Below are 13837 nucleotides of genomic sequence, written 5' to 3'. Positions count from 1 at the left end.
TTTTGAACTGCTTCGTTGTGACGGTGAGGGGTTCAGCTTCGTGTGCGTTCGGGTCGTTACAACCGCCCCAACCGCACCGCTTCCCTTCTTCTCCCGCGCCGCGTTTCCGGTAGCGCGAAAGAGGCGTGATTCTATGCACCCGCCCCTCGCAATGCAACCCCTTTTGTGAAAATATTTTGAAACGGCCTCGTGCGCTGCCGCGCACGGGGCTTCAGCTTCGACACGTCGGATACCCCTGATTGCGATCGTTCGGCAGCGCGTCGCGCTGCCATCGCCCGAGTCAGCGGTTCTTGAATACCGGCTTCCGCTTCTCGACGAATGCCGCCATCCCTTCCTTCTGATCTTCCGTCGCAAACAGCGAATGGAACAGGCGGCGCTCGAAGTGGACGCCCTCGGCCAGCGTTGTCTCGTACGCGCGATTCACCGACTCCTTCACCATCATGACTGCCGGCAGCGAAAACTCGGCGATCGTCGTCGCAGCCGCAACCGCTTCGTCGAGGAGTTTGTCGGCCGGCAGCACACGCGACACGAGCCCGGCGCGCTCGGCTTCGGCCGCATCCATGAAACGTGCAGTCAGGCACATGTCCATGGCCTTCGCCTTCGAGACCGCGCGCGGCAGACGCTGCGTGCCGCCGGCGCCAGGCATCACGCCCAGCTTGATCTCCGGCTGGCCGAACTTGGCCGTATCGGCCGCGAAGATGATGTCGCACATCATCGCGAGTTCGCAGCCGCCACCGAGCGCAAACCCCGCCACGGCCGCAATGATCGGCTTGCGGATCTCGCGGACGGTCTCCCAGTTACGCGTGATGTAGTCGCCGCGGTACACATCCATATACGAATAGGTGGCCATCATGCCGATGTCGGCGCCGGCCGCGAACGCCTTCTCGCTGCCCGTCACGACGATCGCGCCGATTTCGTCGTCTGCGTCGAACGCCTTCAGCGCCGCACCCAACTCATCCATCAACGCATCGTTCAGCGCATTGAGCGCCTTCGGACGGTTGAGCGTGATCAATCCGACTCGCCCTCGGGTCTCCACCAGGATGTTCTCGTAAGACATCTATTTCTCCTCGATCAATGAAATGAGAAACGCCTCGCACACGCGAATAGTTTGATGCTAACATTCTCCGACCAACCGGTCGGTTAATTAATCGATCCAACCCTTCTCACTGTCCATCAGGCTGCCGTCATGACCCATGCACTGTTCACGAAGCACGAAGACACGCTGAAACACGCCCTCGCCGCCATCGAGAGCCGCGGGTACTGGAGCCCGTTTGCGGAAATGCCGAGTCCCAAAGTGTACGGGGAAAGCGCGAACGCCGATGGCGAAGCCGCGTTCAAAGCGCATCTCGGCAGCGTGTTCGAGCTCGACCAGCCGGCGTCCGGCGGGACCGTCGGCGCGGAGCAGTCGCCATACGGGATCCCGCTCGACATCCGCTATCCAAAATCGACGCCCGACGAGTTGATCGCCGCGGCAGCCGCGGCCCAGCTTCAATGGCGTGAAGCCGGCCCGAGCGCATGGATCGGCGTCAGCCTCGAAATCCTGGCACGGCTGAATCGCGCGAGCTTCGAGATCGCCTACAGCGTGATGCATACGACGGGCCAAGCCTTCATGATGGCATTCCAGGCCGGCGGCCCGCACGCGCAGGATCGTGCGCTCGAAGCAGTCGCCTATGCCTGGGACGAGCTGCGCCGAATCCCCGCCGATGCGCATTGGGAAAAGCCGCAGGGCAAGAACCCGCCGCTCACGATGCACAAGCGCTATACGATCGTCCCGCGCGGCACCGGCCTCGTGCTCGGCTGCTGCACGTTCCCGACCTGGAATGGCTACCCCGGCCTGTTCGCCGACCTCGCCACCGGCAACACGGTGATCGTCAAGCCGCACCCGGGCGCGATCCTGCCGCTCGCGATCACGGTCCGCATCGCCCGCGACGTGTTGCGCGAAGCCGGCTTCGATCCGAACGTCGTCACGCTGCTCGCGACCGAGCCGAACGACGGCGCGCTCGTGCAGGACCTCGCGCTGCGCCCCGAAATCAAGCTGATCGACTTCACCGGCAGTACGCAGAACGGCACGTGGCTCGAACGCCATGCTCACCAGGCGCAGGTGTACACGGAGAAAGCCGGCGTCAACCAGATCGTGATCGACTCGACCGACGACCTCAAGGCCGCGGCCAAGAACATCGCGTTCTCGCTGGCGCTGTACTCGGGCCAGATGTGCACGGCTCCGCAAAACATCTACGTACCGCGTGACGGCATCCAGACCGCGGATGGCCATGCGAGCTTCGACGACGTGGCCCAGGCCATAGCCGGCGCCGTGCAGAAGCTGACCGGCGACACTGCACGCTCCGTCGAGCTGATCGGCGCGATCCAGAACGAAGGCGTGAGCGCGCGCATCGACGACGCCCGCAAGCTCGGCCGCGTGCTCGCCGACAGCCAGACGCTCGTGCATCCCACCTTCGCCAACGCTCGCGTGCGCACGCCGCTCGTGATGCAGCTCGACGTGGCTGACCGCGCGAAGTTCACGCAGGAGTGGTTCGGCCCGATCTCGTTCGTGATCGCGACCGACTCGACCGCGCAGTCGCTCGATCTCGCCGGCGAAATCGCCGCCCAACACGGCGCGCTGACGCTGTCCGTCTACAGCACCGACGCCAACGTGCTCGACGCTGCGCACGAAGCGGCAATTCGCGGCGGCGTCGCGCTGTCGATCAACCTGACGGGCGGCGTATTCGTCAACCAGTCGGCCGCGTTCTCCGACTTCCACGGCACCGGCGCGAACCCGGCCGCCAACGCGGCACTGGCCGACCCGGCGTTCGTCGCCAACCGGTTCCGCGTCGTGCAAAGCCGAGTGCATGTTGCACCGAAGGCGGCGCCCGCGGAAGCTGGCCATACGGCATAAGCCGAACGGCCGAGGTGCAAATTCGGCCACGTTCTCTACCATGAACGAATCCGCCAACCGGCGGGTTCGTTGCCCATCGACACGCCCGACACTCCCATGACCGACGCCTACATCTGCGACGCGATTCGCACCCCCATCGGCCGCTACGGCGGCGCCCTGAAAGACGTTCGAGCCGACGATCTCGGCGCGGTGCCGATCAGCGCGCTGATCGAACGTAACCGCGACGTCGACTGGACCGCGCTCGACGACGTGATCTACGGTTGCGCGAACCAGGCAGGCGAGGACAACCGCAACGTCGCGCGCATGTCGGCGCTGCTGGCCGGCCTGCCGAGCGCCGTGCCCGGCACGACGCTGAACCGGCTGTGCGGCTCCGGCATGGACGCCGTCGGCACGGCCGCGCGCGCGATCAAGGCCGGCGAGGCGCGCCTGATGATCGCGGGCGGCGTCGAAAGCATGACGCGCGCGCCGTTCGTGATGGGCAAGGCCGCCAGCGCGTTCGCCCGCCAGGCCGACATATTCGACACGACGATCGGCTGGCGTTTCGTCAATCCGCTGATGAAGCAGCGATTCGGCGTCGATTCGATGCCGGAGACGGCCGAGAACGTCGCGGTCGATTACGACATCAGCCGCGCCGACCAGGATCTGTTCGCGTTGCGCAGCCAGCAGAAGGCCGCGCGTGCGCAGCAGGACGGCACGCTCGCGGCGGAAATAGTCGCGGTGACGATTCCGCAGAAGAAGGGCGACGCCGTCGTCGTGTCACGGGACGAGCACCCGCGCGAAACGTCGCTCGACGCGCTTGCCAAGCTCAAGGGCGTCGTCCGTCCCGACGGCTCGGTGACGGCCGGCAACGCGTCCGGCGTCAACGACGGCGCCTGCGCGCTGCTGCTCGCCAACGCGCAGGCCGCCGATCAATACGGGCTGCGCCGCCGCGCACGCGTCGTCGGCATGGCGACGGCCGGCGTCGAGCCGCGCGTGATGGGGATCGGCCCGGCGCCCGCGACGCAGAAGCTGTTGCGCCAGCTCGGCATGTCGATCGACCAGTTCGACGTGATCGAGCTGAACGAAGCGTTCGCGTCGCAAGGTCTTGCGGTGCTGCGCATGCTCGGCGTCGCCGACGACGATCCGCGCGTGAACCCGAACGGCGGTGCGATCGCGCTCGGCCACCCGCTCGGCGCATCGGGCGCCCGGTTGGTGACCACCGCGCTTCATCAACTGGAGCGCATCGGCGGCCGCTTCGCGCTCTGCACGATGTGCATCGGCGTCGGCCAGGGCATCGCGATCGCGATCGAACGCGTGTAACCGGCTCGCCGCGCGCCTATAACGAAGTCATGAAGGAGACACTGCATGTCATATGACGCGATCCAGCTGGAGCTCGATCGGGCCGCGAACGTGGCCACGGTCACCCTCAACCGTCCGGACAAGCTGAACAGCTTCACGCGCGCGATGCATCGCGAATTGCAGTCCGCGCTCGATGAGGTCGAGAAAGCCGGCGCCCGCGCGCTGATCCTGACCGGCGCGGGCCGCGGCTTCTGCGCGGGCCAGGACCTTGCCGATCTCGACTTCACGCCCGGCGCTTCGACCGATCTGGGCGCGCTGATCGACGAGCATTTCAATCCGCTGATCCGTCGCCTGCAGCGCATGCCGATTCCGGTCATCGCGGCCGTGAACGGCACGGCCGCCGGCGCGGGCGCGAACCTGGCGCTCGCGTGCGACCTGGTGTTCGCCGCCCGCTCGAGCAGCTTCATCCAGGCGTTCGTGAAGATCGGCCTCGTGCCCGACTCGGGCGGCACGTGGTTCCTGCCGCAGCGCATCGGCATGGCGCGCGCGCTCGGATTGGCACTGACAGGCGACAAACTCGGCGCCGAGCAGGCCGAGCAATGGGGCTTGATCTGGCGCGCGGTCGACGACGATACGCTTGCCGCGTCGGTCCGTCAGGTCGCTAACCAGCTCGCCCAGCAGCCGACGCTCGCGATCGCATCGATCAAGCAATCGATGCGCGACAGCATCAGCAACACGCTCGACCAGCAACTCGACGTCGAGCGCGACCTGCAGCGCAAGCTCGGCCAGTCGTACGACTATTCGGAAGGCGTCAAGGCGTTCATCGAGAAGCGCGCGCCGCGCTTCGAGGGGCGTTGACATGACAGCCGCCCTTCACCCGCTCGACCCCGACGCACTCGCGCGCGCGACTGCGCAGGCCATGTACGAGGCGGACGCCTGCAGCCGCGCGTTCGGCATGGAAATCGCCGAGGTGCGCGCCGGCTACGCACGTCTGCACATGCGCGTGCGGCCGGAATTCCTGAACGGGCATCAGACCTGCCACGGCGGCATCATCTTCACGCTCGCCGACTCGACGTTCGCGTTCGCATGCAATTCGTACAACCTGAATACCGTTGCGGCCGGCTGCTCGATCGAGTACCTGCGGCCGGTCCACGGCAACGACGTGCTGACGGCCGAGGCAACCGAGCAGACGCGCAGCGGCCGGCACGGCATCTACGACGTGCGCGTCATGAATCAGGCCGGCGAGACCGTCGCGATGTTTCGCGGCAAGTCGGCGCAAATCAAGGGCACGGTGCTGCCTGAAGATCGCTGACGCCCGCGGCTCGCACATAACAAACACTGGAGACACGCATGACTACCGCGCTACCGCTCGAGCCGATCGAGACCGCCTCACGCGACGAACTGACTGCGCTGCAGCTCGACCGCCTGAAATGGTCGCTTCGGCACGCCTACGAAAATTCCCCGGTCTATCGCAGCAAGTTCGACGAAGCGGGCGTTCATCCGGACGATCTGAAAACGCTCGCCGATCTGGCGCGCTTCCCGTTCACGACCAAGAGCGACCTGCGCGACAGCTATCCGTTCGGGATGTTCGCGGTGCCGCAGGACCAGATCTCGCGCATTCACGCGTCGTCGGGCACGACCGGCAAACCGACCGTCGTCGGCTATACCGCGCGCGACATCGATACGTGGGCCGATCTCGTCGCGCGCTCGATCCGCGCGGCCGGCGCCCGCCGCGGCGACAAGGTCCACGTCAGCTACGGCTACGGCCTGTTCACCGGCGGCCTCGGCGCGCATTACGGCGCCGAACGCGCGGGCCTCACGGTGATTCCGTTCGGCGGCGGGCAGACCGAAAAGCAGGTGCAGCTGATCCAGGACTTTCGGCCCGACATCATCATGGTGACGCCGAGCTACATGCTGTCGATCGCCGACGAGATCGAGCGCCAGGGCCTCGATCCCGCGCAGAGCTCGCTGCGCATCGGCATCTTCGGCGCGGAACCGTGGACCAACGACATGCGCACGGCCATCGAGCAGCGCATGGGCATCGACGCGGTCGATATCTACGGGCTGTCCGAGGTGATGGGCCCGGGCGTCGCGTCGGAATGCGTGGAGACCAAGGACGGCCCGACCATCTGGGAAGACCATTTCTATCCGGAAATCATCGATCCGGACACCGGCGCGGTGCTGCCGGACGGCGAACTGGGCGAGCTGGTGTTCACGTCGCTGACGAAGGAAGCGCTGCCGATCATCCGCTACCGGACGCGCGACCTCACGCGCCTGCTGCCCGGCTCCGCACGCACGATGCGCCGGATGGAAAAAATCACCGGCCGCTCGGACGACATGATGATCGTGCGCGGCGTGAACGTGTTCCCGACGCAGATCGAAGAGCAGTTGCTGAAACAGCGCGCGCTCGCGCCGCACTATCAGATCGTGCTGACGAAGGAAGGCCCGCTCGACGTGCTGACGCTGAACGTCGAGCCGTGCCCGGAGACGGCTCCCGACACCGCGGCGATCCGCGCGGCGAGCCATGCGCTCGCGCACGACATCAAGTCGCTGATCGGCGTGACCGCGGTCATCAACGTGCTGCCGGTCAACGGGATCGAGCGCTCGGTCGGCAAGGCCCGACGCGTGATCGACAAGCGCAAGGGCTGAACCCGCAGCGCGGCTTCGTGACGGGCTGCGCGCGCACGAATGCCGACGCCGCTCGCCGCAGCCCAGCCCGCTCGCCACGCTCCGCGATGAAAAACACCCCTAAGGCCGGATCGACGATCCAGCCATTGGGGTGCAGCAATTCGAGGCCGTGTCGACGCGCCGGCTACAGCTTTACGTCGGCGCGGTCGCGCATCACGAATTCGGGAACAGCAGCCACATCCGGCCAACCTGCTTCATCCGGCCGGCCTGGTCGCCCGCATCGTCGCCGAGCCCCCAGAAATAGTCGGCGCGCACGCCGCCGCGGATCGCGGAACCCGTGTCCTGCGCGAACACGAGCCGGTTCATCGGTGTATTCGTCAACGGGCGTGTGGTCTGCAGGAACACCGGCGTGCCGAGCGGGATCGACGACGGATCGACCGCGATCGAGCGCTCCGGCGTGAGCGGCACCCCGAGCGCGCCGATCGGGCCTTCCGCGCCACCGTGCGGTGCATCTTCCTTGGTCGGCATGTCGCGGAAGAACACGAAGCGCGGGTTCGTGTCGAGCAGCGCGTCGACGCGTGCCGGATTCGCCTTCGCCCATGCCTTGATGCCCTGCATCGTCGCCTGCGCGGGCGTCAGCTCGCCGTGATCGATCAGCCATTTGCCGATCGAGCGGTACGGCTGGTTGTTGGTGCCGCCGAAGCCGACGCGCATCACCGAACCGTCGTCGAGCAACACGCGCCCCGACCCCTGCACCTGCAGGAAAAACGCCTCGATCGGATCGTCGACCCACACGAGTTCGTTGCCGTTCAGAATGCCCGCGCGCTCGAGCTGCGCGCGCGCCGGCAGCGCGGTGCCCGCGCGATAGCCGGCCGGCCAGCGGTACAGCGCGTACTGGTAAGGGCCGCGACGCACCCGCGAGCCGTGCAGCAGCGGTTCGTAATAACCGGTCACGAGCCCGTCCAGCGTACCGTCGGTATTGGCGAACTGAAACGGCGTGAAATACGTTTCGAAGAATGCGCGCGCGCTGCTCACGTCCAGCTCGTCGAGCCGGTTGGCGGCTGCGCACGCGCGTTGCCAGGCCGGCTGGCGCGCGAGCCGCACGCAGTTCTGCCGCAACGCGGCCGTCGCGCCGATCAGCGCATCGTCCTGCCAGCCCGGCACCTGCTGCCAGGCCACCGGCGTCAGTCGCTGCGCGGCGACCTGCCCCGGCACGATCGCCGCGCCCGTCGGCGGCTTGAGCGCCGACGTCCGCGTCGGCGCGCTGCCGCATGCCGCGAGCAGCGCGGCGGCCGCGGCGGCGGCCAGCCAGCCGGCCGCCCGGGCGCCAAACCACATACAATGTCCGTTCTTGATGGAAACCGCCATGTCAGATTTTCTCGACCAATATCCGATGCTCATCTTCGGGCTCGAAGCTTTCGTCGCGCTTGCGCTGCTGATCTTCATCGTCGTGTGGACGTCGTCGGGCAGAAAGAAACACGCACGCGACAACGACCGCCAGCCGCGCTGAGCGCCCGCCGCACGCTCAATGCAGCGTGCGCGGCATGTGCAGCGCAAATTCTTCGACGGGCGCCTCGAACCGCTCACCGTCTTCCGCCACGCAGAAATACGCGCCGCGCATCGTGCCGACCGGCGTCGCGATCACGGCCCAGCTCGTGTACTCGAAATGTTCGCCCGGCTGCAGCAGCGGCTGGTGCCCGACGACGCCGAGCCCCTTCACTTCCTGCACGTGATTTTCGCTGTCCGTGATGATCCAGTGACGGGCGATCAGTTGCGCTGCAACCTGCCCCGTATTGCGGATGGTCAGCGTGTACGCGAATGCGTATTGACGTCGATCCGGGTCGGATTGTTCCGGCAAGTAACTGGTTTTCACCGAAACGGTGAACTGATACTGACTCATGGTGTTTCCGCTGTAGGTAACCGCCCGCGCCATCTGTAGCGCCGGGCCGCGGCGCGCCGCACTGGTTCGGCATTCTATGCGCAATCGGGCCGCCACCGCACGGCTCGCCGCCGCGCACGCGGTCGCCGGACGGTAGAATGGCGGTTTTGCGCCGCAGCGTCCCCCGCTCCCCTGTCATGACCCAATTCCGCATCGCTCCCAGCATCCTGTCGGCCGACTTTGCACGGCTCGGCGAAGAAGTCCGCAACGTGGTCGCCGCCGGCGCCGACTGGATTCACTTCGACGTGATGGACAACCATTACGTGCCGAACCTGACGATCGGCCCGCTCGTCTGCGAAGCGATCCGCCCGCACGTGCAGGTGCCGATCGACGTGCATCTGATGGTGCGCCCGGTCGACCGTATCGTGCCCGATTTCGCGAAAGCCGGCGCGAATCTGATCAGCTTCCACCCGGAAGGCTCGGACCACATCGACCGGACGCTGTCGCTGATCCGCGACCACGGCTGCAAGGCCGGCCTCGTGTTCAATCCGGCCACGCCGCTGAACTATCTCGACCACGTGATGGACCGCCTCGATTTCGTGTTGCTGATGTCGGTGAACCCCGGCTTCGGCGGCCAGTCGTTCATCCCGGAAACGCTGAACAAGCTGCGCGAAGCGCGCGCGCGCATCGACGCGTACACCGAACGCACGGGCCGCGAGATCCTGCTCGAGGTGGACGGCGGCGTGAAGACCGACAACATCGCGGAGATCGCGGCAGCCGGCGCCGACACGTTCGTCGCGGGCTCGGCGATCTTCGGCAAGCCCGACTATCGCAAGGTGATCGACGAGATGCGCGCGGCACTCGCGACGGTCGAGCGGAGCTGACGCCGTGGCCGATTCCTCGCTCGACGCTTGCGCGCCGCCCGACACCGGCGCCCCGATCCGTTTCGCGGCGCCGCGCATCGATGCGGCGCTGATCGACCTCGACGGCACGATGGTCGACACGGCCGACGATTTCACGGCCGGGCTGAACGGGATGCTCGCGCAGCTCGGCGCGCCGGCCACGTCGCGCGACGAGGTGATCGGCTACGTCGGCAAGGGCTCCGAGCATCTGATCCAGAGCGTGCTGGCGCCGCGCTTCTCGCAGGCCGACGCGCAAGCGCGCTTCGACGATGCGCTCGCGATCTACCAGGCCGAGTACGCGAAGATCAACGGCCGGCACACGCGGCTCTATCCGGAAGTGACCGCCGGCCTCGATGCGCTGCATGCGGCCGGCATCCGGCTCGCGTGCGTGACGAACAAGCCGCACCGCTTCGCGCTCGAGTTGCTCGAGCAATACGGGCTGATCGATCGTTTCGGCATCGTGCTCGGCGGCGACAGCGTCGCGCGCAAAAAGCCCGATCCACTGCCGATGCTCGCGGCATGCGACGCGCTCGGCGTGGCGCCGCACACGGCGGTCGCGATCGGCGACTCGGAGAACGATGCGCTGGCGGGCCGCGCAGCCGGGATGGCGACGCTGACCGTGCCGTACGGCTACAACCACGGCAAAGCTATACAAACGATAAATTCGGATGGTATAGTCGATTCGTTGCTGGTCGCAGCACGCGCGATCGCCGCGCACAATGCCGGCCGGCCAACCATCTGATTATTTCTTCCATCCGCATGTTTCTGAATAAAAAACGGAGTCTGAGCAGCATCGACCGGGGAGCCTGGCCCTGGCGTCGCTGGTCGCGCTGACCTCTTCGATGAGGTACGCTGAAGCCCGTCTTCAGCGCCGTTTTTTATCTCGCTGCGCATCCGCGCGCCGATCGTCGCACCACCTCCGAGTTCTACCGCATCCGAACGCCTGCGTTCAGGATCGGCCGCAGGCTCGCGACGCTCACGCCCGGAGTGCCGGCCGGCAACAGGCACTTCTCGATCGACCGCCCTTTCGCCGACGGCAGCCGCGCAGCGTCAAGTGATCCCTGGCGCACGCCGCCGCTCGTCCCGAACAGGACCGGAACATGACCGAACTCGAATTCCAATCGCTTGCGAACGAAGGCTACAACCGCATTCCGCTGATCGCGGAAGCGCTCGCCGACCTCGAAACGCCGCTGTCCCTCTACCTGAAGCTGGCGCAGCCCGAACGCGCGGGCGCCAACTCGTTCCTGCTCGAATCGGTGGTGGGCGGCGAACGCTTCGGCCGCTACTCGTTCATCGGCCTGCCGGCACGCACGCTGGTGCGCGCCCGCAACGGCGTGTCCGAAGTCGTGCGCGACGGCGAGGTGATCGAAACGCACGACGGCGACCCGTTCGCCTTCATCGAGTCGTTCCAGGCGCGCTTCAAGGTCGCGCAGCGCCCGGGCCTGCCGCGCTTCTGCGGCGGCCTGGCCGGCTATTTCGGCTACGACGCCGTGCGCTACATCGAGAAGAAGCTGGCGAACACCGCGCCGCGCGACGATCTCGGCCTGCCCGACATCCAGCTGCTGCTCACCGAGGAAGTCGCGGTGATCGACAACCTCGCCGGCAAGCTGTACCTGATCATCTATGCGGACCCGGCGCAGCCCGAGGCGTACACGAAGGGCAAGCAGCGCCTGCGCGAACTGAAGCAGCGCCTGCGCACGACGGTGCAGCCGCCCGTCACGTCGGCGAGCGTGCGTACCGAGACGTTCCGCGAATTCAAGAAGGAAGACTATCTGGCCGCCGTGCGTCAGGCGAAGGAATACATCGCGGCCGGCGAGCTGATGCAGATCCAGGTCGGCCAGCGGCTGACCAAGCCGTACCGCGACAATCCGCTGTCGCTGTATCGCGCGCTGCGTTCGCTGAACCCGTCGCCGTACATGTATTACTACAACTTCGGCGATTTCCACGTGGTCGGCGCATCGCCGGAAATCCTCGTGCGCCAGGAAAAGCGCGGCGACGACCAGATCGTCACGATCCGGCCGCTGGCCGGCACGCGCCCGCGCGGCAACACGCCCGAGCGCGACGCCGAACTCGCGACCGAATTGCTGAACGACCCGAAGGAAATCGCCGAGCACGTGATGCTGATCGACCTCGCGCGCAACGACGTCGGCCGCATCGCGCAGATCGGCTCGGTGCAGGTGACCGACAAGATGGTGATCGAGAAGTACTCGCACGTGCAGCACATCGTCAGCTCGGTCGAGGGCAAGCTCAAGCCCGGCATGACGAACTACGACGTGCTGCGCGCGACGTTCCCGGCCGGCACGCTGTCGGGCGCGCCGAAGGTGCGCGCGATGGAGCTGATCGACGAGCTCGAGCCGGTCAAGCGCGGGCTGTACGGCGGCGCGGTCGGCTACATGTCGTTCTCGGGCGAGATGGACCTCGCGATCGCGATCCGCACGGGCCTGATCCACAACGGCAACCTGTACGTGCAGGCGGCGGCGGGCGTCGTCGCCGACTCGGTGCCCGAATCCGAATGGCAAGAGACCGAAAACAAGGCGCGCGCGGTGCTGCGTGCGGCCGAACAGGTCCAGGACGGCCTCGATAGCGACTTCTGACCGGAGACTGACCATGCTGCTCATGATCGACAACTACGACTCGTTCACCTACAACCTGGTCCAGTACTTCGGCGAACTGGGCGAGGACGTGCGCACCTACCGCAACGACGAAATCACGCTCGACGACATCGCGCGCCTGAACCCCGACACGATCTGCCTGTCGCCCGGCCCGAGCAACCCGCAGCACGCGGGCATCACGCTCGACGTGCTGCACGAGTTCGCGGGCAAGAAGCCGATTCTCGGCGTGTGCCTCGGCCACCAGGCGATCGGCGAAGCGTTCGGCGGCCGCGTCGTGCGCGCGAAGACCATCATGCACGGCAAGGTGAGCCGGATCGAAACCGACGGCCGCGGCGTGTTCGCCGATCTGCCGAAGCATTTCGACGTCACGCGCTACCACTCGCTCGCGATCGAGCGCGAATCGCTGCCCGACTGCCTCGAAGTGTCCGCGTGGACGGACGACGGCGAGATCATGGGCGTGCGCCACAAGACGCTGCCGATCGAAGGCGTGCAGTTCCATCCGGAATCGATCCTGTCCGAGCATGGCCACGCGCTGCTCGAGAACTTCCTGAAACAGCATCGCGCAGCCGCCCGCGCGAGCGCGCCGGCCGCCTGACCGGAGACGCACGATGACGATTACCCCGCAGGAAGCGCTGCAGCGCACGATCGAACACCGCGAAATCTTCCACGACGAGATGCTGCACCTGATGCGGCTCATCATGCGCGGCGACATGTCGCCCGTGATGGCGGCCGCGATCATCACCGGCCTGCGCGTGAAGAAGGAGACGATCGGCGAAATCGCCGCCGCCGCGACCGTGATGCGCGAGTTCGCACACCACGTCGAGGTGCCGGACAACTCCAACTTCGTCGACATCGTCGGCACGGGCGGCGACGGCGCGCACACCTTCAACATCTCGACCGCGTCGATGTTCGTGACGGCCGCGGCAGGCGCGAAGGTCGCGAAGCACGGCAACCGCGGCGTGTCGAGCAAGTCCGGCAGCGCCGACGTGCTCGAGGCGCTCGGCGTGAACATCGACCTGCAGCCGGATCAGGTTGCCGCGTCGATCGCCGAAACCGGCATGGGCTTCATGTTCGCGCCGAACCATCATCCGGCGATGAAGAACATCGCGGCCGTGCGCCGCGAGCTCGGCGTGCGGACGATCTTCAACATCCTCGGCCCGCTGACCAATCCGGCCGGCGCACCGAACCAGCTGATGGGCGTATTCCACGCCGACCTCGTCGGCATCCAGGTGCGCGTGATGCAGCGCCTCGGCGCGCAGCACGTGCTGGTCGTGTACGGCAAGGACGGGATGGACGAAGTGTCGCTCGGCGCGGCCACGCTGGTCGGCGAATTGCGCGACGGGCAGGTGCACGAATACGAGATCCATCCGGAGGACTTCGGGCTCCAGATGGTGTCGAACCGCACGCTGAAGGTCGAAAATGCCGACGAATCGCGCGTGATGCTGCTCGGCGCGCTCGACAACCAGCCGGGCGTCGCCCGCGAGATCGTCACGCTGAACGCCGGCACCGCGCTCTACGCGGCCAATGTCGCCGCGTCGATCGCGGACGGCATCCAGCTCGCCCGCGAAGCGATCGCGAGCGGCAAGGCGCGCGCGAAAGTCGACGAACTCGTGCGCTTCACGCAGCAGTTCAAGCGCTGACTCCC

The 13837-nt window shown here is 66.6% G+C and carries 14 protein-coding genes; 11 read left to right on the top strand and 3 right to left on the bottom strand.

The genetic code is table 11. The annotated features are described in order from the left end of the window. Window positions 1–280: 280 nt before the first annotated feature. Window positions 281–1057, bottom strand: a complete 777-nt coding sequence (locus C3Y15_RS16910; protein WP_011883164.1) for an enoyl-CoA hydratase — start codon at window positions 1055–1057, stop codon at window positions 281–283. Window positions 1058–1186: 129 nt separating this feature from the next. On the opposite strand from C3Y15_RS16910, the gene paaN reads away from it, so the two are divergent. The 5 genes from paaN to paaK all read left to right on the top strand — a co-directional run bounded on the left by paaN (window position 1187) and on the right by paaK (window position 6820). Further along, window positions 1187–2893, top strand: a complete 1707-nt coding sequence (gene paaN / locus C3Y15_RS16905) for a phenylacetic acid degradation protein PaaN (protein WP_059475569.1) — start codon at window positions 1187–1189, stop codon at window positions 2891–2893. Window positions 2894–2989: 96 nt separating this feature from the next. Beyond that, complete coding sequence (gene pcaF / locus C3Y15_RS16900) at window positions 2990–4192, top strand: 3-oxoadipyl-CoA thiolase (protein WP_059475568.1); 1203 nt, start codon at window positions 2990–2992, stop codon at window positions 4190–4192. Between the two features lie 45 nt (window positions 4193–4237). Then, window positions 4238–5029, top strand: coding sequence for a 2-(1,2-epoxy-1,2-dihydrophenyl)acetyl-CoA isomerase PaaG (paaG, locus tag C3Y15_RS16895; protein ID WP_014722380.1), 792 nt, complete (start codon window positions 4238–4240; stop codon window positions 5027–5029). A 1-nt stretch (window position 5030) separates the two neighbouring features. Further along, window positions 5031–5483 (top strand): hydroxyphenylacetyl-CoA thioesterase PaaI, encoded by a 453-nt coding sequence (gene paaI / locus C3Y15_RS16890; RefSeq protein ID WP_011883160.1) that lies wholly within the window; start codon window positions 5031–5033, stop codon window positions 5481–5483. Between the two features lie 38 nt (window positions 5484–5521). Further along, complete coding sequence (gene paaK, locus C3Y15_RS16885) at window positions 5522–6820, top strand: phenylacetate--CoA ligase PaaK (protein ID WP_011883159.1); 1299 nt, start codon at window positions 5522–5524, stop codon at window positions 6818–6820. 192 nt (window positions 6821–7012) lie between these two features. On the opposite strand, the gene C3Y15_RS16880 is transcribed toward paaK, so the two are convergent. Further along, the gene (locus tag C3Y15_RS16880) at window positions 7013–8137 is read right to left on the bottom strand and encodes an MltA domain-containing protein (RefSeq protein ID WP_224019828.1); all 1125 of its coding nucleotides are present in this window, start codon (window positions 8135–8137) and stop codon (window positions 7013–7015) included. 28 nt (window positions 8138–8165) lie between these two features. Between C3Y15_RS16880 and C3Y15_RS32290 the strand changes: the two genes are divergently transcribed. Continuing rightward, entirely contained in the window at window positions 8166–8309 is a 144-nt protein-coding gene (locus tag C3Y15_RS32290; protein WP_224024250.1) for a hypothetical protein, read from the top strand. A gap of 15 nt (window positions 8310–8324) precedes the next feature. Here C3Y15_RS32290 and apaG read toward each other — a convergent pair whose 3' ends face one another. Then, window positions 8325–8699, bottom strand: coding sequence for a Co2+/Mg2+ efflux protein ApaG (gene apaG / locus C3Y15_RS16875; protein ID WP_011655875.1), 375 nt, complete (start codon window positions 8697–8699; stop codon window positions 8325–8327). A gap of 176 nt (window positions 8700–8875) precedes the next feature. Between apaG and rpe the strand changes: the two genes are divergently transcribed. From rpe to trpD, 5 genes are all read left to right on the top strand, one after another. After that, window positions 8876–9562, top strand: a complete 687-nt coding sequence (gene rpe, locus C3Y15_RS16870; protein WP_011883156.1) for a ribulose-phosphate 3-epimerase — start codon at window positions 8876–8878, stop codon at window positions 9560–9562. A 4-nt stretch (window positions 9563–9566) separates the two neighbouring features. Then, window positions 9567–10322 (top strand): phosphoglycolate phosphatase, encoded by a 756-nt coding sequence (locus tag C3Y15_RS16865; RefSeq protein ID WP_045578554.1) that lies wholly within the window; start codon window positions 9567–9569, stop codon window positions 10320–10322. A gap of 358 nt (window positions 10323–10680) precedes the next feature. Continuing rightward, the gene (trpE, locus tag C3Y15_RS16860) at window positions 10681–12174 is read left to right on the top strand and encodes an anthranilate synthase component I (protein WP_011883154.1); all 1494 of its coding nucleotides are present in this window, start codon (window positions 10681–10683) and stop codon (window positions 12172–12174) included. 13 nt (window positions 12175–12187) lie between these two features. Then, the gene (locus C3Y15_RS16855; protein WP_011883153.1) at window positions 12188–12787 is read left to right on the top strand and encodes an aminodeoxychorismate/anthranilate synthase component II; all 600 of its coding nucleotides are present in this window, start codon (window positions 12188–12190) and stop codon (window positions 12785–12787) included. A gap of 13 nt (window positions 12788–12800) precedes the next feature. Beyond that, window positions 12801–13832 (top strand): anthranilate phosphoribosyltransferase, encoded by a 1032-nt coding sequence (gene trpD / locus C3Y15_RS16850; RefSeq protein ID WP_011883152.1) that lies wholly within the window; start codon window positions 12801–12803, stop codon window positions 13830–13832. Window positions 13833–13837: the final 5 nt, after the last annotated feature.

Origin of the sequence: Burkholderia sp. B10, assembly GCF_004368385.1 — a bacterium.
GTDB lineage: Bacteria > Pseudomonadota > Gammaproteobacteria > Burkholderiales > Burkholderiaceae > Burkholderia > Burkholderia vietnamiensis.
Note: the sequence above shows the minus strand (reverse complement) of the source record. Positions and strands in the feature narration are given on the sequence as shown.

What these genes read in the sequence shown, in the direction of transcription:
- C3Y15_RS16910 (WP_011883164.1), bottom strand. Translation starts at nt 1,057, where the DNA reads ATGTCTTACGAGAACATCCTGGTGGAGACCCGAGGGCGAGTCGGATTG.
- paaN (WP_059475569.1), top strand. Translation starts at nt 1,187, where the DNA reads ATGACCCATGCACTGTTCACGAAGCACGAAGACACGCTGAAACACGCC.
- pcaF (WP_059475568.1), top strand. Translation starts at nt 2,990, where the DNA reads ATGACCGACGCCTACATCTGCGACGCGATTCGCACCCCCATCGGCCGC.
- paaG (WP_014722380.1), top strand. Translation starts at nt 4,238, where the DNA reads ATGTCATATGACGCGATCCAGCTGGAGCTCGATCGGGCCGCGAACGTG.
- paaI (WP_011883160.1), top strand. Translation starts at nt 5,031, where the DNA reads ATGACAGCCGCCCTTCACCCGCTCGACCCCGACGCACTCGCGCGCGCG.
- paaK (WP_011883159.1), top strand. Translation starts at nt 5,522, where the DNA reads ATGACTACCGCGCTACCGCTCGAGCCGATCGAGACCGCCTCACGCGAC.
- C3Y15_RS16880 (WP_224019828.1), bottom strand. Translation starts at nt 8,137, where the DNA reads ATGTGGTTTGGCGCCCGGGCGGCCGGCTGGCTGGCCGCCGCCGCGGCC.
- C3Y15_RS32290 (WP_224024250.1), top strand. Translation starts at nt 8,166, where the DNA reads ATGTCAGATTTTCTCGACCAATATCCGATGCTCATCTTCGGGCTCGAA.
- apaG (WP_011655875.1), bottom strand. Translation starts at nt 8,699, where the DNA reads ATGAGTCAGTATCAGTTCACCGTTTCGGTGAAAACCAGTTACTTGCCG.
- rpe (WP_011883156.1), top strand. Translation starts at nt 8,876, where the DNA reads ATGACCCAATTCCGCATCGCTCCCAGCATCCTGTCGGCCGACTTTGCA.
- trpE (WP_011883154.1), top strand. Translation starts at nt 10,681, where the DNA reads ATGACCGAACTCGAATTCCAATCGCTTGCGAACGAAGGCTACAACCGC.
- C3Y15_RS16855 (WP_011883153.1), top strand. Translation starts at nt 12,188, where the DNA reads ATGCTGCTCATGATCGACAACTACGACTCGTTCACCTACAACCTGGTC.
- trpD (WP_011883152.1), top strand. Translation starts at nt 12,801, where the DNA reads ATGACGATTACCCCGCAGGAAGCGCTGCAGCGCACGATCGAACACCGC.